22 protein-coding genes are annotated in these 18,153 nt (G+C 64.6%); 8 read left to right on the forward strand and 14 right to left on the reverse strand.

The window, feature by feature from the left end; translation table 11 throughout:
• Positions 1-235: 235 nt before the first annotated feature.
• Positions 236-871, reverse strand: coding sequence for a LysE family translocator (locus FAZ98_RS30990; protein WP_158957456.1), 636 nt, complete (start codon positions 869-871; stop codon positions 236-238).
• A gap of 51 nt (positions 872-922) precedes the next feature.
• On the opposite strand from FAZ98_RS30990, the gene FAZ98_RS36115 reads away from it, so the two are divergent.
• Positions 923-1,465, forward strand: a complete 543-nt coding sequence (locus tag FAZ98_RS36115; protein ID WP_325073087.1) for a DUF4148 domain-containing protein — start codon at positions 923-925, stop codon at positions 1,463-1,465.
• A gap of 102 nt (positions 1,466-1,567) precedes the next feature.
• Here FAZ98_RS36115 and FAZ98_RS31000 read toward each other — a convergent pair whose 3' ends face one another.
• From FAZ98_RS31000 to FAZ98_RS31015, 4 genes are read right to left on the reverse strand one after another with little or no spacing between them, the layout of a single operon-like run.
• Positions 1,568-2,707 (reverse strand): porin, encoded by a 1,140-nt coding sequence (locus tag FAZ98_RS31000; RefSeq protein ID WP_158957458.1) that lies wholly within the window; start codon positions 2,705-2,707, stop codon positions 1,568-1,570.
• 42 nt (positions 2,708-2,749) lie between these two features.
• Positions 2,750-3,556, reverse strand: coding sequence for an ABC transporter ATP-binding protein (locus FAZ98_RS31005; protein WP_158958641.1), 807 nt, complete (start codon positions 3,554-3,556; stop codon positions 2,750-2,752).
• Positions 3,557-3,561: 5 nt separating this feature from the next.
• Positions 3,562-4,647 carry a FecCD family ABC transporter permease gene (locus FAZ98_RS31010; protein WP_158957460.1) on the reverse strand — a complete coding sequence of 362 codons (1,086 nt, stop codon included), beginning with the start codon at positions 4,645-4,647 and terminating at the stop codon, positions 3,562-3,564.
• 2 nt (positions 4,648-4,649) lie between these two features.
• On the reverse strand, positions 4,650-5,837 hold the full coding sequence (locus FAZ98_RS31015; protein ID WP_158957462.1) for an ABC transporter substrate-binding protein: 1,188 nt from the start codon (positions 5,835-5,837) through the stop codon (positions 4,650-4,652).
• 285 nt (positions 5,838-6,122) lie between these two features.
• On the opposite strand from FAZ98_RS31015, the gene FAZ98_RS31020 reads away from it, so the two are divergent.
• Complete coding sequence (locus tag FAZ98_RS31020) at positions 6,123-6,869, forward strand: response regulator (RefSeq protein WP_158957464.1); 747 nt, start codon at positions 6,123-6,125, stop codon at positions 6,867-6,869.
• Positions 6,870-6,872: 3 nt separating this feature from the next.
• Positions 6,873-8,273, forward strand: a complete 1,401-nt coding sequence (locus FAZ98_RS31025; RefSeq protein ID WP_158957466.1) for an ATP-binding protein — start codon at positions 6,873-6,875, stop codon at positions 8,271-8,273.
• 30 nt (positions 8,274-8,303) lie between these two features.
• Here FAZ98_RS31025 and FAZ98_RS31030 read toward each other — a convergent pair whose 3' ends face one another.
• The 3 genes from FAZ98_RS31030 to FAZ98_RS31040 form a co-directional block, all read right to left on the reverse strand.
• Positions 8,304-8,702, reverse strand: coding sequence for an ester cyclase (locus tag FAZ98_RS31030; protein ID WP_158957468.1), 399 nt, complete (start codon positions 8,700-8,702; stop codon positions 8,304-8,306).
• Positions 8,699-9,175 carry a VOC family protein gene (locus FAZ98_RS31035; protein WP_158957470.1) on the reverse strand — a complete coding sequence of 159 codons (477 nt, stop codon included), beginning with the start codon at positions 9,173-9,175 and terminating at the stop codon, positions 8,699-8,701. The genes FAZ98_RS31030 and FAZ98_RS31035 overlap by 4 nt, the downstream gene beginning before the upstream one ends.
• A 133-nt stretch (positions 9,176-9,308) precedes the next feature.
• Positions 9,309-10,187, reverse strand: coding sequence for an aldo/keto reductase family oxidoreductase (locus FAZ98_RS31040; RefSeq protein WP_158957472.1), 879 nt, complete (start codon positions 10,185-10,187; stop codon positions 9,309-9,311).
• A gap of 162 nt (positions 10,188-10,349) precedes the next feature.
• On the opposite strand from FAZ98_RS31040, the gene FAZ98_RS31045 reads away from it, so the two are divergent.
• The 5 genes from FAZ98_RS31045 (at position 10,350) to FAZ98_RS31065 (ending at position 13,656) form a co-directional block, all read left to right on the forward strand.
• Positions 10,350-11,273, forward strand: a complete 924-nt coding sequence (locus tag FAZ98_RS31045; protein ID WP_233273032.1) for a LysR substrate-binding domain-containing protein — start codon at positions 10,350-10,352, stop codon at positions 11,271-11,273.
• Between the two features lie 163 nt (positions 11,274-11,436).
• Positions 11,437-12,591: a tetratricopeptide repeat protein gene (locus FAZ98_RS31050; protein WP_158957477.1), complete on the forward strand. Its 1,155-nt coding sequence runs from the start codon at positions 11,437-11,439 to the stop codon at positions 12,589-12,591.
• A 212-nt stretch (positions 12,592-12,803) separates the two neighbouring features.
• Entirely contained in the window at positions 12,804-13,061 is a 258-nt protein-coding gene (locus tag FAZ98_RS31055) for a hypothetical protein (RefSeq protein ID WP_158957479.1), read from the forward strand.
• 41 nt (positions 13,062-13,102) lie between these two features.
• Positions 13,103-13,342, forward strand: coding sequence for a hypothetical protein (locus tag FAZ98_RS31060; protein WP_158957481.1), 240 nt, complete (start codon positions 13,103-13,105; stop codon positions 13,340-13,342).
• A gap of 44 nt (positions 13,343-13,386) precedes the next feature.
• Positions 13,387-13,656, forward strand: a complete 270-nt coding sequence (locus FAZ98_RS31065) for a hypothetical protein (RefSeq protein ID WP_158957483.1) — start codon at positions 13,387-13,389, stop codon at positions 13,654-13,656.
• Between the two features lie 39 nt (positions 13,657-13,695).
• On the opposite strand, the gene FAZ98_RS31070 is transcribed toward FAZ98_RS31065, so the two are convergent.
• The 6 genes from FAZ98_RS31070 to FAZ98_RS31095 form a co-directional block, all read right to left on the reverse strand.
• Positions 13,696-14,427, reverse strand: coding sequence for a hypothetical protein (locus FAZ98_RS31070; protein ID WP_158957485.1), 732 nt, complete (start codon positions 14,425-14,427; stop codon positions 13,696-13,698).
• A gap of 14 nt (positions 14,428-14,441) precedes the next feature.
• Positions 14,442-15,167, reverse strand: coding sequence for a patatin-like phospholipase family protein (locus FAZ98_RS31075; RefSeq protein WP_233273024.1), 726 nt, complete (start codon positions 15,165-15,167; stop codon positions 14,442-14,444).
• Between the two features lie 91 nt (positions 15,168-15,258).
• The gene (locus tag FAZ98_RS31080; protein WP_158957487.1) at positions 15,259-15,759 is read right to left on the reverse strand and encodes a hypothetical protein; all 501 of its coding nucleotides are present in this window, start codon (positions 15,757-15,759) and stop codon (positions 15,259-15,261) included.
• Positions 15,760-16,006: 247 nt separating this feature from the next.
• The gene (locus FAZ98_RS31085) at positions 16,007-16,219 is read right to left on the reverse strand and encodes a hypothetical protein (protein WP_158957489.1); all 213 of its coding nucleotides are present in this window, start codon (positions 16,217-16,219) and stop codon (positions 16,007-16,009) included.
• A gap of 761 nt (positions 16,220-16,980) precedes the next feature.
• Positions 16,981-17,478: a hypothetical protein gene (locus FAZ98_RS31090; RefSeq protein WP_158957491.1), complete on the reverse strand. Its 498-nt coding sequence runs from the start codon at positions 17,476-17,478 to the stop codon at positions 16,981-16,983.
• Positions 17,479-17,580: 102 nt separating this feature from the next.
• Entirely contained in the window at positions 17,581-18,117 is a 537-nt protein-coding gene (locus FAZ98_RS31095; RefSeq protein WP_158957493.1) for a hypothetical protein, read from the reverse strand.
• Between the last annotated feature and the right edge of the window lie 36 nt (positions 18,118-18,153).

Raw genomic sequence — 18,153 nt, forward strand, 5'->3', positions numbered from 1 at the left:
TGATCCTTAATCAGCGATTCGTCAACTTCATTGCCGTGACTCCGCAGTCGCGCTGCGACGGTGCAAGTCCAGCATCGTCTCGGGCACCCCAGGCGACCTGGATCGTGTCTATGATCGGCTAAAGGACGAGGCCGACGTGGCGCTCGTCTCCCGCAGACGAGATTCGTTCGCGCACGAGGCCCGGTCAGAACCCGGTTGGGGAAAAAAGGCAGAACGCGTAGGCCAGCGCACCGCATCACTGCCTCAGCAACGCCATCATCGCGCCAAATCCCACGAATACTCCGCCCGTCGCGCGATTGAACGCCTTCGCCACGCGGCGGCTCTTGAGCGTGACGCCGATGCGCGTGCCGAAACCCGCATAGACCAGATACCAGCTCACCTCGCACACGGCGAAGGTCGCCACGAGCACGCCGAATTGCGGCAGCACGGGGCGGCTCGCGTCGATGAACTGCGGCAACAGCGCGGCCGCGAACAGAATCGCCTTCGGGTTGCTGCCGCCCACGAAGAAGCCGTTGCGATACAGCGAGAACACCGAACGCGCCGGCGCGCGCACGGCGGCTTCGGTCGCGACTTCCGCCGCGTCCGGCACGCGCGCGCTCCACGCCTTCACGCCCAGATACACGAGATAGGCGGCGCCAATCAGGCGCAGTGCGTTGAACATGGCGGGCCACGCTTGCAGGAACACGCCGAGGCCGGCGGCGGACACCGCGAGCATCAGCACGAGCGCGGAAAGGCAGCCCGCCATGGTCGCGCCCGTGCGGCGCAAACCATATTGCGCGCCGTGCGACATGATGAGCAGCATGTTGGGACCGGGAATGGCACAGACGACGAAAACGGTGACGAGGAACAGCCACCAGGTATGCAGATTCATTGCAGTGGAGCGGTAAAGAGGGCCAAAGGACACATCGTGCGAACGTGAATTATGCCAGCCGCCGCCGCGATCCTGCACGCATTCCTCATTCGCGCTGTTTTAAACCGGTTTCGCGTGACGAGGCAACACAGCGCCCTCTTTGATTTCAACGCCTTATCGAACTCCTTGCATTTCCGGCAACGAACTCTTATTCGCGAGTGGATTTTAGTTGTGCTGCTAACTGCCTACACTTCAGTCGTCGCGCGGTGTTCCATGAGAATGCGCGCGTTTGAAAACGATCTGGAGTTAGCGAACATGAACACGCTCATCAAACTGGCGGCGGTCACCGTGGCGGCGCTCGCCGTGCCTGCCGTTTCGTACGCGCAAACCACCAACGACCGGCCGTTGACCCGCGCCGAGGTGCGTCAGCAGCTCATCGATATCGAACAGGCGGGCTACAACCCGGCCACCGCCAACGACATCGACTATCCGTCCGATGTTCAAGCCGCGCAGCGCCGTCTCGCGCAAACGAAAATGGCAAATCAGAACGGCGCGGGCGCCACCACGAGCGGTTATGGCGCGCCGGCAAACAACGCCACGCAATCGGGCGAATAAAATCGAATCAACGCGAATCGAAGCGAATCAAAGCGAATAGGGACGAATAAGGACGAATAAGGACGAATAAGCGCGAATAGCTTTTTCGCAACGCGTCGCCGCTTAAAACCGGTGCCGCATCCCCACGGCGACCACGGTCTGCTGATTCGCCGAGGCCGCCGTTTGTCCGCTGATATCGGCGGTGAATCCCGAGTTGTCGGCATTCAGATGTTGATAGCTTGCCTGGACATACGCATCGGTGCGTTTGGACAGCAGGTAGTCGGCTTGCACGGACACCTCGTGCCATTTCGGCCGATGCGCGCCGTCCGCGTTTGACATCGACGCGCTCGTGTACGTGTATTCGGCGGAAAGATCGAGCGTGGGCGTGACGAGATAACTGGCGTTCACTTCCACGTTGCTGAAGTTCATGCCCGCGCCGTTCATGGCGATACCCAGGCTGTTCGCGCCGTTGATCGTCGCGAGGCCGTCCAGTTGCGTGCGGGTCCAGACCACGCCGAATTTCGCTGCGCCGACGCGATACGCCGCGCCCGCGCCCAGCACACGCTGGCGTGCCGCGACGAAGGTGCGTTCCGTGAGCGTGAGCGCGCCGCCGGTGTTCGCGCTGCCGCCGTTGTTCGCCTGCAGATACGCGGCGGCGAGACTCAGCGGTCCCATGTCGTAAGCGGCGCCTGCGCTGTAGACACGGTTGTCGTCGAAACCGCCCGCTTCGTTCGAAAAGCCGTACAGGGCGCCGAAGCGCAAACCCGCAATGGGCGCGCTCGCGTACTTGACCGCGTTATTCACGCGAAACGAGTTGTTGAGGTTGTCGTTGTCGAACGGATGCGCGGAGAGATTGTTGCCGCCCGGATGATGACCCGTGAAGCTTAGCGGTGCCAGGTAATCGACCACGGAGTCGTATTGCCGGCCGAGCGTGAGAGCGCCGTAGCGCGCGTTCGCGAGACCCGCGTACGCCTGAAAGCCGAACAGGCGGCCGCCCTGGCGCAAGCTGCCGTTCATCACGCTGAAGCCGTTTTCGAGCTGGAAGATCGCTTGCGTGCCGCCGCCCAGATCCTCGCGGCCACTCACGCCCCAGTGGCTGCCGGTCACGTCGCCGCTGCCCGCTTGCCAGGCGCTATGGCCGCCCGCGTTGCTCGTGTAGTAGAGCCCCGCGTCGACAATGCCGTACAGCGTGACGCTCGATTGCGCGTGCGCCGCGCAGCTGAAAAGCGCGGCGCATCCCGCCGCAAGCCATGCCAACTTCATCGTATTTCCCTGGTTTCGCTATTTGAATTCGAATGGCGCCGATCAGGCCGCGAGTCCGTCGATCAGGACCTGATGCTGCCCGCGCGAACACGCCTCGATGCGCGCGCGCACGCCGAACACGCTTTCGAGCGTGGCGGGCGTGATGACGCTGGCGGGCGTGCCGAACGCGACGACGCGGCCGCCCGACAGTAGCATCGCGCGGTCGCAGGCGCGCAGCGCGACGTTGAGGTCGTGCAGCACGACCACGGTGACGATGCCGCGCTCGCGCGTGATGTCGGCGAGCGAGCGCATCACGTGAAACTGATGATTGAGGTCGAGCGCCGAAAGCGGTTCGTCGAGCAGCAGCACCTGCGGATCGCGCACGAGCGCCTGCGCGATGCCCACGAGCTGACGCTGGCCGCCCGAGAGTTCGTCGAGCGAGCGGCTGGCCAGTTCGCCGATGCCAAGACGCCGCAGCGCGTCGTGCGCGATGGCGACGTCGTCGGTGCGTTTGTGTACGCCGTGCAAACCGATGGTCGAACGCGTGGCATGCAGCGCCACGCGCACCGATTCGAGCGCCTGCATGCGCACGCCCGCGGGCAGCGTTTGCGGCAGATAGACCACGCTGTGCGAACGCGCGCCCGCCGCCGTGAGCGCGAGCGGTTCGCCGTCGAGCGACAGCGCGCCTTGCTGCGCGCGCGTCAAGCCCGCGAGCGCGCGCAGCAAGGTGGACTTGCCGCTGCCGTTCGGCCCCAGCAGCGCCGTGATCGCACCGCGCGGCAGGGGGCCGGCGCTCAGCGCGGCGAGCACCTCGCGGCGTCCGTAACGCACGCTCAAGTCCTGAATCTCGAGGCCGCTTTTCGTCGCCATCGTCATCACAGGTCTCCCTGCGCGCGCACGACAATGCCGAGAAAGAGCGGAATGCCGACCAGCGCGGTGACGATCCCCACCGGAATCAGCACGCCCGGCACGATGACCTTCGAGGCGATGGACGCGAGCGAGAGCATCAACGCGCCCGCGAGCGCGCTGCCCGGCAGATAGAAGCGGTGGTCCTCGCCGAACACGGTACGCGCGATATGCGGCGCGATCAGCCCGATGAAGCCGATGGTGCCAACGAACGACACCGCGAGCCCCGAGAGCACCGAGACGCGCATGAGGGTGCCGAGCCGTACGCGCCGCACATCCACGCCGAAACTCGCCGCGCGGTCCTCGCCCAGGCGCAGTGCCGTGAGCGTCCACGCGTTGCGCATGGCGAGCGGCAGCGCCACGGCGAACGCGGTCGCGAGCACGCCGATCTTCGGCCAGTCGGCGCGCGCGAGCGAACCGAGCGTCCAGAACACGAGGCCTTGCAGCGCGTCGGCGTCGGCAACGAATTGCATCAGCGAGGTCAGCGCATGGAACGCGAACACGAGCGCGATGCCCATCAGCACGACGCCCGTGGTGCTCATGCCGCGCCAGCGCGCGACCACGTCCAGCAGCAGCGCGCAGCCGAGCGCGAACAGAAAGGCGTTGGCCGACACGAGCCACGTTTGCGAAACGCCGGGCAGCGTGACGTCGAGCACGATGGCGAGCGACGCGCCGAACGCCGCCGCCGCCGAAACGCCCAGCGTGTACGGGCTCGCGAGCGGGTTGGCGAGGATCGTCTGCATTTCCGCGCCCGCGAGGCCCAGCGAGGCGCCTACGAGCAGCGCCATCACCGCGTAGGGCAGGCGGATCTGCCACACGATCACGTTCGTCGCGGTATCGACGGAACCGTGCTCGAACACCGTGCGCAGCAGCGTGGCGATCGGCAAACCCGAAGGCCCGGAGCGCAGGTCGAAGGCGAGCGAAACCAGCGTCAGCAACGCCGTGAGCGCGAGCAACGCGACGCGCCGTTGCGTGAGCCGCCGGTAGCGCGCGATGTCGGCGGCGGCTTCGGGCGGGCGCGCGAGCGGGGCGCGCGCGTGCGTGACTTCGGCCATTGTCAGCGCACCGGCTGGCCGAGCGGCGCGTCCACCCAGTACGCGCCGTCCGGCGGCACCGCGAGGAACTGGCGATACAGCTGCGCTTGCGTCGCACGCACGTCGAGGTCCTTGAACTGCTGCGGATAGAACCACTTCGCGAACGCCTCCACGGCGACGATGTTGTACGGCGAGTCGTAGTAGTTGTGCGAGACGCCGTGCACGCGGCCGTCGTGAATGGCCTTGATCGCGTCGAAGCCGGGGCGCGCGACGAGTTCGGCGAGGCTCGCCTCGGCGTCGTGTGCGCTCGTTTGCGCGCCTACGCGCAGCGAAGGGAAGCCGGGCTTCGTGTGGCTGCCGGTGGCGATATACACGTCGGGCTGCGAGGCGATGATCTGTTCCATGCTCACGTCGCCGAGCGCGCCCGGCACGAGCTTCGCGGCGATGTTCACGCCGCCCGCCGCGTCGACCAGATCGCCGAAGCTGCCGTTTCCGGCCGTGTGGCAACAGCCGCCGGCCCACACGCCCGCGAGCAGATCGACGAACACTTTCGGACGCTGCGCGGCCGGAATCGCGGCCACGGTGCGCTGCACGCGCGCGAGATGCTGCTGATAGAACGCGATATACGCATTCGCTTGCGGCTCGCGATGCAGCACCTGGCCGAGCAGGCGAATGCTCGGCACCGTGTCGGTGAGCGGATGCACGCGGAAGTCGACGAACACGACCGTGGTGCCGGTGGCTTCGAGCTGCTTGACGAGCGCGTTGTTGCGGCCCGGACCTTCGCCCGTGATGCTGAAGATCGCCACGTCGGGTTTGAGGCTCAGCGCCTTCTCCGCGCTGATGCTGTCTTCGGAGGCGTTGCCGATCAGCGGAATGCGCTTGATGTCGGGAAAGCGCTGCGCGTAGGCGTCGTAGGTTTGCGGGTCCATCAGCGGCAAATCGCCTTGCCAGCCGACGATATTGGCCAGCGGTTGCGCGCCTTGCAGCAGCGCGACGGCGGTCAGCAGACGGCTTTCGCCGAGCAGGATGCGATGCGGCGCGGCGGGAATCCGCACGGTGCGGCCGGCCAGATCCGTGACGGTGACGGCGCTTGCCGCGGTGCCGGCGTTGGAAGGGGAAGTCGCCGCGCTCGCGTCGGGGAGCCACTGCAGCGCGCCCACCAGCGCCGCCGCCATGATCGCGCCACGCGCGGCAAGCCGGAAAATCGCCATGATATACTCGTAAATGAGAACTATTGCTATTAACGGCGCTCACTTTACCGGCGCGATGTAATGGCGATGTGTTGGCGAACGGCCGATTTGTAATGGAATGTGTTGGCGGCGTGACGTTGCGGTTTTTGTGCCACGCCCGTGCGGCGGCTGTGTCTTTCGCTTGCACGTGTCGAGCCAGCGGCGATTGACGCGCCAGCCCGTTTTGCCCGACGATCCGCTTTTTCCCCCGCGTGCCCGCAGCACGCCCGTAGCGCGTTTCCCCGCGCGCGCCGCAACCCGAAAACGATGGACCACATACTGATCGTCGACGACGATCCGAGCATTCGCCAACTGCTGCGCGACTATTTGCGCGAAATGGGCTACGAGGCGAGCGCTGCCGCGAACGGCGCGCAGATGCGCCAGGTCATGCAGGCCTCGCGCGTCGATTTGATCGTGCTCGACCTCATGCTCGACGGCGAGGACGGCCTCGAACTCACGCGCGAACTGGCGCGCGAGCATGGCACGCCTATCGTCATCCTGAGCGCGCGTGGCGCGCTGCTCGACCGCATCATCGGCCTCGAAATGGGCGCCGACGACTATCTGCCCAAGCCCTTCGACCCGCGCGAACTGGTCGCCAAGATCAAGGTCGTGCTGCGCCGCACGCGCGCGCAGCCGGGCGTCGCGCAAGACGCCGCGCCGGATGTGCCCACGCGCGCGCGCCCCGACCGCTACGCGGCCGTGCTCTTCGACGGCTGGCGGCTCGACACGCAGATGAAGCAGATGCTCTCGCCCGAAGGGCTCGTGAAGTCGCTCGGCGGCTCCGACTACCGTGCGCTGCGCACGCTGCTCGATCATCCGAACCGGCCGCTCTCGCGCGAATATCTGCTCGATCAGGTGTTCGGCAAGGAACGCTCGCCGCTCGACCGCGCCATCGACGTGTGCATTAGCCGCTTGCGTCAGCAGCTCGGCGACCCGGCGCGCGCGCCGCGGCTCATCCGCACCGTGCGCAACGAAGGCTATCTGCTGGCCGCGCAGGTCCGCTACGAAAGCTAGACGATGAAGCTGCGCCTCTGGCCCGACACGCTGTTCGGGCGGCTCGTTCTGATTCTCGTGATCGGCATGTTCGGCGGCCAACTGCTCACGAGCACGATCTGGTTCCAGGTGCACGACGCGCGCACGCTCGAAATGCCGGCGCGCCTGTTCGCGAGCCGTCTCGCCGACGCCGTGCGTTGGCTCGAACGCAGCCATGACGGCCGGGCAGGCGATGAGGCACAACGCGCCGTCCTCGCGGCCCTCGACGACGAGCGCTTCCAGCTTCGCGCCATCGCCGCGCCCGCGCCGCCGCGCGACCTGCCGCTCGCGCAGCACGCGGTGAGCGACCTGATCGCGACGCTCGTGGCGCGCCGCCTGCACGAGCCGGTCGAAGTGCGCGTGCTCGACGCGGAGCTACACGACGGCGGCGGCCGGCGCGACGGCATCCTCAGTCTGTTCAGTTCGCGCATGCCGTACGGCGTGTTTCATGCGCAGGCGCGCCTGCGCGACGGCACGTGGATCGACGTGCACGCGACCGAGACGCAAGCCGGTTTGCAGATGGAACCGCGCGAACTCGTGCTCGATTACCTCGTGCGCATTTATCTCGTGCGCTTCGCCGCCGTGCTGCTGATCGCGCTGCTCGCCGTGCGCTTCGCGGTGCGCCCGCTCAAGCGGCTCGCGGGCGCGGCGCGCGCGCTCGGGCACAATCTGCACCGGCCGCCGCTCGACGTTTCCGGGCCCGCCGAAGTGCGGCTCGCGGCGCAATCGCTCAATACGATGCAGCAGCAGTTGCTCGACGGCATCGCCGAACGCACGCGGTTTCTCGCGGCGGTCTCGCACGACCTGCGCTCGCCGCTCACACGCCTGCGGCTGCGCACCGAGATGCTGCCCAGCGCCGAGTGGCGCGAACGCCTGCGCGGCGATCTCGACGAGATGGAAGCGATGGTGGGCGCGACGCTCGACGCGGTGCGCGGCGTGGAAATCACGGAGGCGCGCCACGACATCGACGTCGATTCCCTGCTCGAGAGTCTCGCCGACGACGCGCGCGAAGCGGGTCGCGACGTGACGGTGGAAGGCCGCGCGACTGCGCCGCTGGCGGGCTATCCGCGCAATCTGAAGCGCTGCTTGCAGAACCTGCTCGACAACGCGCTGCGCCACGGCAGCACGGTGCGAATCGCCGTGCACGACGACGGCCAGACGCTGCGCATTGCGATTCGCGACGACGGCCCCGGCATTCCCGCAGCCGAACTCGAAAAAGTGTTCGAGCCGTACTATCGCGCGAGCACGAACGCCGCCGCGCACGATTCGGGCGCGGGGCTCGGTCTCACGATCGCGCGCAGCATCGCCGGCGCGCACGGCGGCACGCTCGCGCTGCGCAATCGCGCGGCGGGCGGCGTGGAAGCCGTGCTGGTCATGACGCGCTAAAAGGCACGGCGCAGGGTCGCGCCGCGTGTGCTAAGGCAACTGCGCGGCGATCGCGGCCGTGTCGATCACCGACCAGACTTCCACGATCTTCGCGTTCTCGAAACGATAGAACACGTTCTCCGCGAACCGCACGCGCCGGCCGTTGATCGGCAGTCCGAAGAACGTGCCGCGCGGCGTGCAGTCGAAGCGCAGGCGGCTCGCGAGCAGCGGCGGCTCCACGCTCAGCAGTTCGATCTCGAAGTGCAGGTCGGGAATCTCGCGCACGTCGTTTTCGAGCATCGCGCGATACCCGGCGAGCCCGAACGGCCGCGCGTTGTGCGCGACCGTGTCGCTCACGAACTGCCCGAGCGCGTCCCAGTCGCGCCGGTTCAGGCACGCGAGATAGTCGCGGTACAGCGCGCGCAGACCGGCGGCGTTCGTCAGGTTCATGACCCCGCCGCCGCCGTTTCGATGGTCGCGATGTCGATCTTGCGCATGGTCATCATCGCGGTCATCGCGCGTTTGCCCACCGCTTGATCGGCGCTGCTCACGAGTTCGAGCAGGCGGCGCGGCGTGATTTGCCACGAAAAGCCCCAGCGGTCCTTGCACCAGCCGCACGCCGACTCCTGACCGCCGTTGCCGACCACGGCGTTCCAGTAGCGGTCGGTTTCCTGCTGGCTGTCGGTGAGCACCATGAAGCTCACGGCTTCATTGGGTTTGAAGTTGTCGCCGCCGTTCAGGCCCACGAAGCGGCGTCCGAGCACGGTGAATTCCACGGTGAGATCGTCGCCCTGGCCGATGCCTTCGATGGGCGAGGGGTGCCCGGCGTCGACATGACTATCGGGGAACGTCGCGGCATAGAACTCCGCCGCTTCGCGCGCTTTGCCCTGATCGAACCACAGGCACGTGACGAGATCGGCCATCGCAAGTCTCCTATGAGCAAAAAAAGGGCGTCGCCGGTGTGGCGACGCCCTCATGCTGACACGTCCGGCCGCGCCGAAGTTTCCGGATGCGGGTAAGTCCGCATCCGTCGCGCTGCGCGATGTGCCACGGCGCTTAGTTTTGCTTGCCGATGGCGTCGAGTTCCGCGAGCACGTCGCCGGTGAGATCGAGCTGCGCGGCGGCCACGTTTTCGCGCAAATGCGCCACCGATGAGGTGCCGGGAATCAGCAGGATGTTCGGCGCGCGGCGCAGCAGCCAGGCAAGCGCGAGTTGCATCGGCGTGACCTGAAGCCGCGCGGCGAGCGTGGAAAGCGCCGACGACTGGATCGGCGAAAAACCGCCGAGCGGGAAGAACGGCACATAGGCGATCCCTTGCGCGGCGAGCGCGTCGATCAGCGCGTCGTCGGCGCGTTGCACGAGGTTGTAGTGGTTCTGCACGCACGCAATGGGCACGATGCGCTGCGCCGCCGCAACTTGCGCGAGCGTGGCGTTCGAGAGGCCGACGTGGCGCACGAGCCCGCGTTCGCGCAGCGCCGCGAGCCGTTCGATTTGCGGCTCGACCGGGCCGTCCTTGGGCGCGTGGACGTCGCCCATCATGCGCAGGTTGACGACGTCGAGCGAATCGAGGCCGAGGTTGCGCAGATTGTCGTGCACGGCGCGCTCGATGTCGTCGGGTTCGAACGCGGGCAGCCAGCCGCCCTTGTCGTCGCGCCTCGCGCCCACCTTGGTGACGATCGTGAGACCGGCGGGATACGGGTGGAGCGCCTCGCGAATGATCTGGTTGGTCACGTGCGGGCCGTAAAAATCGCTCGTGTCGATATGGTTGATGCCGAGTGCCACGGCCTCGCGCAACACGGCGACGGCGGCGGCGCGATCCTTCGGCGGCCCGAACACGCCGGGGCCGGCGAGCTGCATGGCGCCGTAGCCCATGCGGTTCACCTCGCGGCCGGCGAACGGGAAGGTCGATGAAACAGTCGATGTGCGTTGGGTCATGGCGATGTCCTCGGTGAAAGGCGGTGGATGCGTGAATGACTGACCGCAGTATGGGCGCGTTCGAATTGTTCGATAATCCCCTTTTGTATGAACGGGTTGTGCAAAAAAATGAACAATGAGCGAACGAGTGAACCGACGTTGACCGCCGACATTCCGGCCGACATGAACGACCTGGCCGCCTTTGTCTCGGTGGCGCGGGCGGGCGGTTTCCGGGACGCGGCGCGGGCGGCGAGCGTTTCGGCGTCGAGTCTGAGCACGGCCGTGCGGCGGCTGGAGGCGAAGCTCGGCCTGCGTCTCCTGAACCGCACCACGCGCAGCGTCGCGCCCACCGAGGCGGGCCAGCGCCTGCTCGACGCCATCGCGCCGCTGTTCAGCGAAATGGCGGCGGCGCTCGACGTGCTGAACGGTTATCGCGAGCGGCCGGCGGGCACGCTCAAGCTCAACGTGCCCGCGAGCGCCGCGCGTACGATCCTGCCGGGCGTGCTCGCCCCGTTTCAGCGCGCCTATCCCGAGATTCGCGTGGAAGTGGTGGTCGAGGACGGTTTCGTCGACGTGCTGCAAATCGGCTGCGACGCGGGCATTCGCTACGACGAACGGCTCGAGCAGGACATGATCGCGATTCCCATCGGGCCGCGCGTGGAAAAGTTCGCCACGGCGGCGGCGCCCGCGTATCTCGCGGCGCGCGGCCGGCCCGCGCATCCGCGTGATCTGCTCTCGCACGCGTGCCTGCGCGTGCAGTTCGCGGGCGGCGCGTTGCCGCTCTGGCATTTCGAGCGCGACGGCGAGCACGTGCAGATCGATCCGCCCGCCACGCTCGTGGTGCGGCCCGGCGCGGCGGCGCTCGACCTGCTGATCCGCATGGCGCTGGAGGGCATGGGCGTGGTGCATCTGTTCGACGAGATGCTGCAGCCGCATATCGAAAGCGGCGCGCTCGTGCCCTTGTTCGACGACTGGCCCGCACCGTTTTCGGGGCCGTTTCTCTACTATCCGGGGCGGCGGCACTTGCCCGCGCCGTTGCGGGCGTTCGTCGATTTCGTCAAGGCGATGGCGCCGGGCGAGGCGGCCGAACCGGCGTCGCCGCCGTAAAGCGATGGCGATCGCAAGCGGCGCGGCGATAAAACGATCGGCCGCGATCGGGGCGAGATGGCGTGTGTTTTCAGATCTTTCCGATGTTCCGGCCATCGGGCGAATTTTAGGATGTCAGATCTTTCGCAAATCTGCCGTCCGGCGCCGTTCGCGGCCTTCTCCCATGCACGCTCACACGCTCCCTAACTGCCTGCGCGAGGCCGCCGCGCAGTATGCCGCCGGCCAGCACGCCGCGGCGCTCGCCACGCTCGACCCGGTGTTGAATGCGTTGCCCGATCAGGCCGAGGCGCACGAGCTGGCAACGCGCATCCATGCCGGCATCGCCGGGCCGCACACCGCGGCTGCTGCCCAGCGCAACGCCGCCGCGTGGCTGTTCCGGTGCGAGCGGTTTGCCGCGGCCGTTCACGCGTTCGAACGCGCGCGTGCACTCGAGCCCGGCCACGTCACCACGCTTGCGAACCTCGGTATCGCGCTGCTGCGCGCGAACCGCCCGCAAGATGCCGAAGCCGTACTCGCGCACGCGCTCATCCTCGACCCGCATCACACCAGCGCGCGGCTCAACCATGGCACCGTGCTGCGCGCGCTCGGCCGGCTGACCGAGGCCGAGGCCGCGTATCGCGACGTGCTCGCGCGCGAACCCGCTCACGTCGCCGCCTGGAACAATCTCGGCTTGCTGCTGAAGGACCTGAACCGCCTGCCCGAGAGCGAACGTGCGTGCCGCCGCGCGCTCGCGCTCGACGACCGCCACGCCGAAATCCACAACAATCTCGGCAACGCGCTCTGGCAAATGGGCGAGATCGCGGCGTCGATCGACGCTTACCAGCGCGCGCTCGCGCTGCGGCCCGACTACGCGGCCGCGCGCACGAATCTCGCGTTGCCGCTGCTCACGCGCGGCGACTATGCGAACGCGTGGCCGCTCTACGAATCGCGGCACGATCCTTCCATGGGTGCGGAAGGCGTGGCCCGGCCGCCGGTGCCGTATCCGCAGTGGCAGGGCGAGCCGCTCGCGGGCAAGTCGGTGCTCGTGTGGCCCGAGCAGGGACTCGGCGACGCGCTGCAATTCGTGCGCTACGTACCCATGCTCAAAGCCTTGGGCGCGGCGCACGTGAGCCTCGCCTGCGCGCCCACGCTCGCGCGCCTGTTCGAGACGCTCGACGGCGTGGACCGCGTGATTGCGCTCGACGGCACGGGCCATATCGAGCGCCACGACTACTGGGTGCTGACAATGAGCTTGCCGCTGCGCTTCGGCACCACGGTCGCGACCATTCCGGCGCGCGTGCCCTACCTGCATGTAACATATTTCATGATTTGTATATAAAAATCATATGCTTATGGCCATTTGCGGCGATTGTGTTACGCGTCAAAAGATACAAACGCATGCCAACACAATCAGATACTTACGTGGTTTATTAAACAATACTGGAATTTCCCAATTCAGCGACATGCGGCGAATAGCGGGATTATTCACCGCAAAATATGCGGCGCATAAATTTCCCAATACTGTATATGCATACAGTGTTATCGTGGCGCATGAACAGCGTCTACGAATGGTTTCTTGAGCGCTCCGCAATCATGTCCGCAGATGGCAACATGCCGATCTACCAGGCAGACTTCTGCGCGTACGCCCTCACGGCGAGCTATTGCAAACGCACAGGCCAGACGATGCCGAGCGATGGCTATCTGGGTGCATTGCGCCCCGGAGCGAGCGATCCGATATGGTCCGACGAACTGGGCGATGCAGGGTGGTACGAAGATCGCAATTTCAGGATCAAGGGCAAGATCCGGTAGGTGAGAATTTGAGGCGCAGTGACAGCCGGCGAGGAGGGTGTGTGAAGGAACCGAAATACGATGTGTACCGGCTGGAGGTGTATGGGCTGCCAATGTTTGGCTGTACCGGCATCGTCATCTGTCACAAATTAGTTGATCACGTGACGACCGATCTTGAAGAGCTTCGACGGAATGTCTACGAGGCTTTCATGCATTGCTGCGGCGCACTTTGGATTACGTACCTTGGAGCGCGCAAGCTGGTGACGACTTGCGCTCAGTTTGAGGCTGAGTATGGGCATTGACGTAACTGAGACGAGCAGCTTGAGTCTTGCTAACGGAGACTGTAATGACCGACGAAGAATATCGAGAGCATGTCCGCTCAGCGCTTCTTGACGGATTGATGCAATTTGAGGGCTCAGCCTACAACGAAGAGACGAAGCAGGCGATGCTCGAGATGATCATTGACGTCTGGCCGCCGCGGCCGCCTGTCAATTGGATTGAAGCAGTCGAGATCAAAAGCGGCGCATTGCACTACACGCTGACGCGCGAGGCTGCGGAGTTGCTTAGAAAGCCGGAATGGGAAGAGGTTGACGCGCAACCGAAATCTGCTGTCTAAAAGAGGGGTGCGGGAGCGCAAGCGCTCCCGGATGCTTAATCAGGCGGTGATGGCCTTCATGTCGGCCATCAGTTCCTGCCAGCCGATGTTCGACGGCGAGATGCCGGCGACGTCGAGCCAGTGGTGCGAGAGGACCGCGTAAGCCTCTTCGCAGTACGCCTTGAGGAACGCGTTCGTCATCTTCAGCGGCTTGCCCCACGAGACGCACGTGAAACCCGTCTCGTCGTAGGCAAGCAATGGCACCGCATGGCCGCCCCAACTGCCTGGCGCGCCATCCCCCACCGCGCCGCCCGGCGCCACGTCCCACACGTCCTGAGTCTGCGCTGAAATCGGCAGGTTGATGCCGATGTAGGCCGCGCCAAAGTACTCGATCGAGAGTTTCAGTTCATTCAGGTTCGTGGGCATCAGCGCCGAGAACGCGATCGTGTCGGTGCCATCAGGTGTCGGGATACCGGTCGCGCTCCAGTACGCCAGCACGCGCGTCTCCACGGCGCCGTCGTCCTCTTTCGGGAAATCGCTCGTGGCCGAGTAAAGCGCGAGCGTCTGCGCTTCCGTAGGCTGAAAATCGACGCCATTGTTGGCGAACCACGTCTGTACGATGTGGAACGCCGCGGCGGCCGTGCAGCAGCCGTAGCGGTCATTACCGAGGCTGTTCCACGATTTGACCGCCGTCATCCAGTCCACGGCTGGTTTCGGCTGCGCCACCATCATGCTTTTCAGAAGGTGGGGGACGCGCGAAGGGATTGCGGCGGGTTTGCGGCCGAGGCGCACCGATGTGAGATCAATCATGCGGAGGCCACCGTGGGAAGTGCTGCGAGCGCAGTCGCCGTCGTCGTGTAGCCAACGGCGTACAGTTTCTGTCGCGTCGCGGCGGACATGTTGCGATCGAAGCTGGAAGCGAAGCCGGTTAGCACGTGAACGATCGTGGCGCCGTTCTTCGTATCGAGCGCGACGTGCGAACTCTCGTTCGAGGCGAGCAACAGGTCAATGATCCGCGGCGCCAGCGTGCGCAGGCCATAGTTGCCAGGCTTGAGCGGCGCGTCGTCAGACTCGAGGTAGATCCCGAGACGCGGCACGTCATCGATGGTCAGGACGCTGGCCGGCATGTTGTTGCAGCAACCGCCGTCGACGAGCAGCGAGTTTGCGAACGCGACTGGCGCAAAGACAAGCGGTATCGACGCGGACGCGCGCGCGGCGGTCGCCAGTTCAGCGTCCGGCGTCGCCGCCCGGCTGAAGACGAACTCCTTTTCGGTCAGCAGATCCGATGCGATCACCTTGAGTTCGATCGACAGATCCGAGAATTTCTTCCCGTCCGTGAGCTTCTGCAGGTACTGGAGCAGGGTATTGCCCGAGCAGAGGCTCTGGCTCGCGACGAGTGCCCATGGCGAGAAGCTCATCATGGGCGACCAATCAAGCGACATGCATAGCTCGCGCAGAACGTCGAGCGACATGCCGCTCGCGTACAGGCTGGCGACGATCGAACCGCCGGACGTGCCGGACAGCTCGACCACCTCATACCCTGCGTCCGCGATCGCCTGAAGTGCGCCGAGGTGGGCCGGGAGGCGAAACCGGACCCACTAAGAGCGACGCGGATGGGCTTCATCAGTCAGCGACCTTCGAAACCAGCTTCACGCTCACGTGCGGCGCGACCGCCGAGCTAAGCGACGTCGGCGTGCCGGTCGCGACCGACAGGTTGTATTCGGCCAGCGCCACCGACAGCGACGATTGCAGCACCATCAACGCGGCGACAATCCCGTTCTTGGCGCTGAGCGATGAGCTGTTCACGTCGGCAATCGCGGCCGGGAGCGCCGTGTTGATCAGGTCCGAGACGGTCGTCGTGTTGAGCGCGGAGTTCGCAGCGCACGCGAGCGCGACATCGCTGGTCACGGTGCCGAGCGCGGGAATGGTGTTCAGCACCAGCGACACGCTGTTCAGCGTCGGCTGGAAGACCGTACACGCGGCGGCGATCTTCGCCTGCGCCGTCGCGGCGAACTGGGTGATTTGTGCTTGCGTGACGTCGCCGGTCGTGGTGCTGCCGGTGTTGGCGCAGCCTGCAAAGAAAGTGAGCGCGGCAACGCCTGCCGCGAGAAGCAGCTTCTTCATGATGGATTCCTTGGGATGTGCCGCGAGAGCGGCTGAGGACTTCAGAAACGCCAGCGGGCGCCGGCCTTGATGGAAAAACTGGTGTTGCTCTTCTTCACCGTCACGCTGACTTGCGTGGTCGGCGGGACCTCTGCGTACGCGACGCAGCATGAAACGTCGTAGGTAGCTGGATTTACAACGGGAAGTACCTGCACATGCTCTACAACCGCGCAGCCGGAAAGGGCTACGCACAACAGCACGCCGCGGATCACGATGCCTTCGGCTTCTTCGCGGCCACGTAAGCGGCGTACTGCTCTGCTACCCAGTGAGCAGCCACCACAATGCCGCCCGCGATCGATACCTGGTCCTGTGCCGACAGATTCAGGCCGAAATGGTTGTTCGCCGTCGAGATGACGGCGACGAGGCACGCGATGGCCGCGCCCGTGGTGCCGGTAGCGGCCGGGGACGTCGTCTGGTTCATGAATGCTCCTATGAATAGACAATAAAAAACCCCGCCGAAGCGGGGTTGTCGTTCATCGCCCAGTCTGTGTTCTAGGCGGCGTTTTCAAGGCGATATCAATGGGCCACTTCAATCTATAGATGCGCGCGAAAAGTGTGTTGTAGGCCAACCCAAATTCGCGCGCCCAATCAGCGATTGATTGTTTGCGGCCATCACACTCAAGAATCGTATTGGTGCGTTTGTTGTTCGACTGTCGTTCCCGGGTCGCCCACGTACAATTTCCCGGCTCATAATTTCCGTTAACGTCCTCGCGCTCAAGGGTGGCTCCGCGCGGACGCGCCCCATATCAGCAAGAAAACTTTCGAATGAATACCAGCGATCACATACGACAATTCCACGGCCACCGTAATCAGCGTATTTCCATGATTTCGGGTTCGCGCATCTCGTCATCATTGACGACCGGAGTGGTACTCGGGGCTGAATTTTCTACCCTTGGTGTGGCCATGAGTGCGATAGCACTCACCTTCACGTTGAATACAACCGCAAGATTTGGTTTTGCCAAGGCGTACCTCGGACAAAACATAGTCCCGGACGGTACCGCATTCGCATCGTGCGAATACACGTCTGTTCTTGTTGCTGGTGTGATACGGGGCATCCCCGAGAACAGTAAGTCGGTTGAATTTTTCCCCAATTGGGGTAGGATTTTTCACAGCCATCGTTCGATCTCCAGTATCGGATGGTGGTTAGAGCCGCCTTGGTGTTGACGCACCTTGGCGGCTCGTTCATTTTACGGCCGTCTCGAAGTGGTGGATCGTTTCAAAATCCGAAAATTTGTATCCTTCCTTCGCATATTTTTGCGCTACCCATAGAGGAAAAGGCAAAGTATGAATTCCGGAATCCTTTGCTGTATGGTGACTACGACACAAAAGCATTCCGTTGACCGTCATGTCGTCGACAAACTGTGTCCAGTCGGTGAAGTTATCCCAGTCAAACGCACGAATCTTTTCGCCCCACATACCTCCCAACGCATCAGCCTTGAACCGCTCCCAATCGATGAGCTCGGCCAGTGAACGTTCTATGGGATGATGGTGAGCTTCGAGGGGGTGACCCGATTCCTCTGCGGTGCCGTTGCACACAAAGCAGCGACCGCCTTCGCGCTCGATCAACTCCTTGCGTGAGCGCTCGAATAGAGCCGTGGCTTTTCTCTCTTCGTGCGCAGGGATGAGCACTTCGATGGAAAGCGTTTCCTTTTCGGCGTGAGCCTTGGTGACCTTCTCCATACCTTCCTTTCGGCAGTTTGAGCACGGATCCTCCAGCCGAGTCCCGTGGCTACAGCGGGTCGTCATCGCGACCTCCAAAGAAGAAAGCCCGCTTCCGAGGGCCTACTGATTCGCCATCGGCAAGATGGCTTTCAAGACGGGTGAGAACTGTGGATTGCTGGTCTCGCACGGGATCGCGATCAGGTACTGAGCGCCGAAAGCGCCAGCCGAAGCTTCGGCTTGCACCGCACAACCTGCCTTGATCGTGATGTTCCCGATCGTCACCGGGGCGGAATTGATGATGACGTTCGACAGCACAGGTAGTGTTGTGCGATCAGAGCCGAGTTCGGCGGTGATGATAGGCGTGCTGAACTGGGTGAGGGTGGCGCCGTTCAGAATCGCTGTCGCGTCGAAGGTGAGCACCACCGTCTCACGAGGGTCCATGGGGGACATCGTTGGGATCGCGATTTGCATGGGACGTATGCGGACAAGAAAGTTGCGCGCTGGCGCTGCAGCATAGAAGGTGCGATTGGGCGCCTTGCAATAGAACGACCTGTACAGCGATCGAGCGAAGTACGAAGGATTGACCGGGTACGCCGTCGAGTTGAACACTACGATCGTGCCGGACGCCTTCGCGGCGATCGATGCGTAACCGTTCATGGGCTGACTGGCGGCGAGCCTACCGAATGAGCCCGG

Origin of the sequence: Paraburkholderia acidisoli (assembly GCF_009789675.1) — a bacterium.
In the GTDB taxonomy this organism is placed as follows: domain Bacteria; phylum Pseudomonadota; class Gammaproteobacteria; order Burkholderiales; family Burkholderiaceae; genus Paraburkholderia; species Paraburkholderia acidisoli.

Excerpts from the sequence above, each read along its gene's own strand:
- FAZ98_RS31035 (WP_158957470.1), bottom strand. The coding sequence starts at position 9,175 with ATGGCCGATCTCGTCACGTGCCTGTGGTTCGATCAGGGCAAAGCGCGC.
- FAZ98_RS31050 (WP_158957477.1), top strand. The coding sequence starts at position 11,437 with ATGCACGCTCACACGCTCCCTAACTGCCTGCGCGAGGCCGCCGCGCAG.
- FAZ98_RS31030 (WP_158957468.1), bottom strand. The coding sequence starts at position 8,702 with ATGAACCTGACGAACGCCGCCGGTCTGCGCGCGCTGTACCGCGACTAT.
- FAZ98_RS31040 (WP_158957472.1), bottom strand. The coding sequence starts at position 10,187 with ATGACCCAACGCACATCGACTGTTTCATCGACCTTCCCGTTCGCCGGC.
- FAZ98_RS36115 (WP_325073087.1), top strand. The coding sequence starts at position 923 with ATGCCAGCCGCCGCCGCGATCCTGCACGCATTCCTCATTCGCGCTGTT.
- FAZ98_RS31015 (WP_158957462.1), bottom strand. The coding sequence starts at position 5,837 with ATGGCGATTTTCCGGCTTGCCGCGCGTGGCGCGATCATGGCGGCGGCG.
- FAZ98_RS31025 (WP_158957466.1), top strand. The coding sequence starts at position 6,873 with ATGAAGCTGCGCCTCTGGCCCGACACGCTGTTCGGGCGGCTCGTTCTG.
- FAZ98_RS31020 (WP_158957464.1), top strand. The coding sequence starts at position 6,123 with ATGGACCACATACTGATCGTCGACGACGATCCGAGCATTCGCCAACTG.
- FAZ98_RS31000 (WP_158957458.1), bottom strand. The coding sequence starts at position 2,707 with ATGAAGTTGGCATGGCTTGCGGCGGGATGCGCCGCGCTTTTCAGCTGC.
- FAZ98_RS31055 (WP_158957479.1), top strand. The coding sequence starts at position 12,804 with ATGAACAGCGTCTACGAATGGTTTCTTGAGCGCTCCGCAATCATGTCC.
- FAZ98_RS31045 (WP_233273032.1), top strand. The coding sequence starts at position 10,350 with ATGAACGACCTGGCCGCCTTTGTCTCGGTGGCGCGGGCGGGCGGTTTC.
- FAZ98_RS31005 (WP_158958641.1), bottom strand. The coding sequence starts at position 3,556 with ATGGCGACGAAAAGCGGCCTCGAGATTCAGGACTTGAGCGTGCGTTAC.
- FAZ98_RS31080 (WP_158957487.1), bottom strand. The coding sequence starts at position 15,759 with ATGAAGAAGCTGCTTCTCGCGGCAGGCGTTGCCGCGCTCACTTTCTTT.
- FAZ98_RS31010 (WP_158957460.1), bottom strand. The coding sequence starts at position 4,647 with ATGGCCGAAGTCACGCACGCGCGCGCCCCGCTCGCGCGCCCGCCCGAA.
- FAZ98_RS31090 (WP_158957491.1), bottom strand. The coding sequence starts at position 17,478 with ATGGAGAAGGTCACCAAGGCTCACGCCGAAAAGGAAACGCTTTCCATC.
- FAZ98_RS30990 (WP_158957456.1), bottom strand. The coding sequence starts at position 871 with ATGAATCTGCATACCTGGTGGCTGTTCCTCGTCACCGTTTTCGTCGTC.
- FAZ98_RS31085 (WP_158957489.1), bottom strand. The coding sequence starts at position 16,219 with ATGAACCAGACGACGTCCCCGGCCGCTACCGGCACCACGGGCGCGGCC.
- FAZ98_RS31095 (WP_158957493.1), bottom strand. The coding sequence starts at position 18,117 with ATGAACGGTTACGCATCGATCGCCGCGAAGGCGTCCGGCACGATCGTA.
- FAZ98_RS31065 (WP_158957483.1), top strand. The coding sequence starts at position 13,387 with ATGACCGACGAAGAATATCGAGAGCATGTCCGCTCAGCGCTTCTTGAC.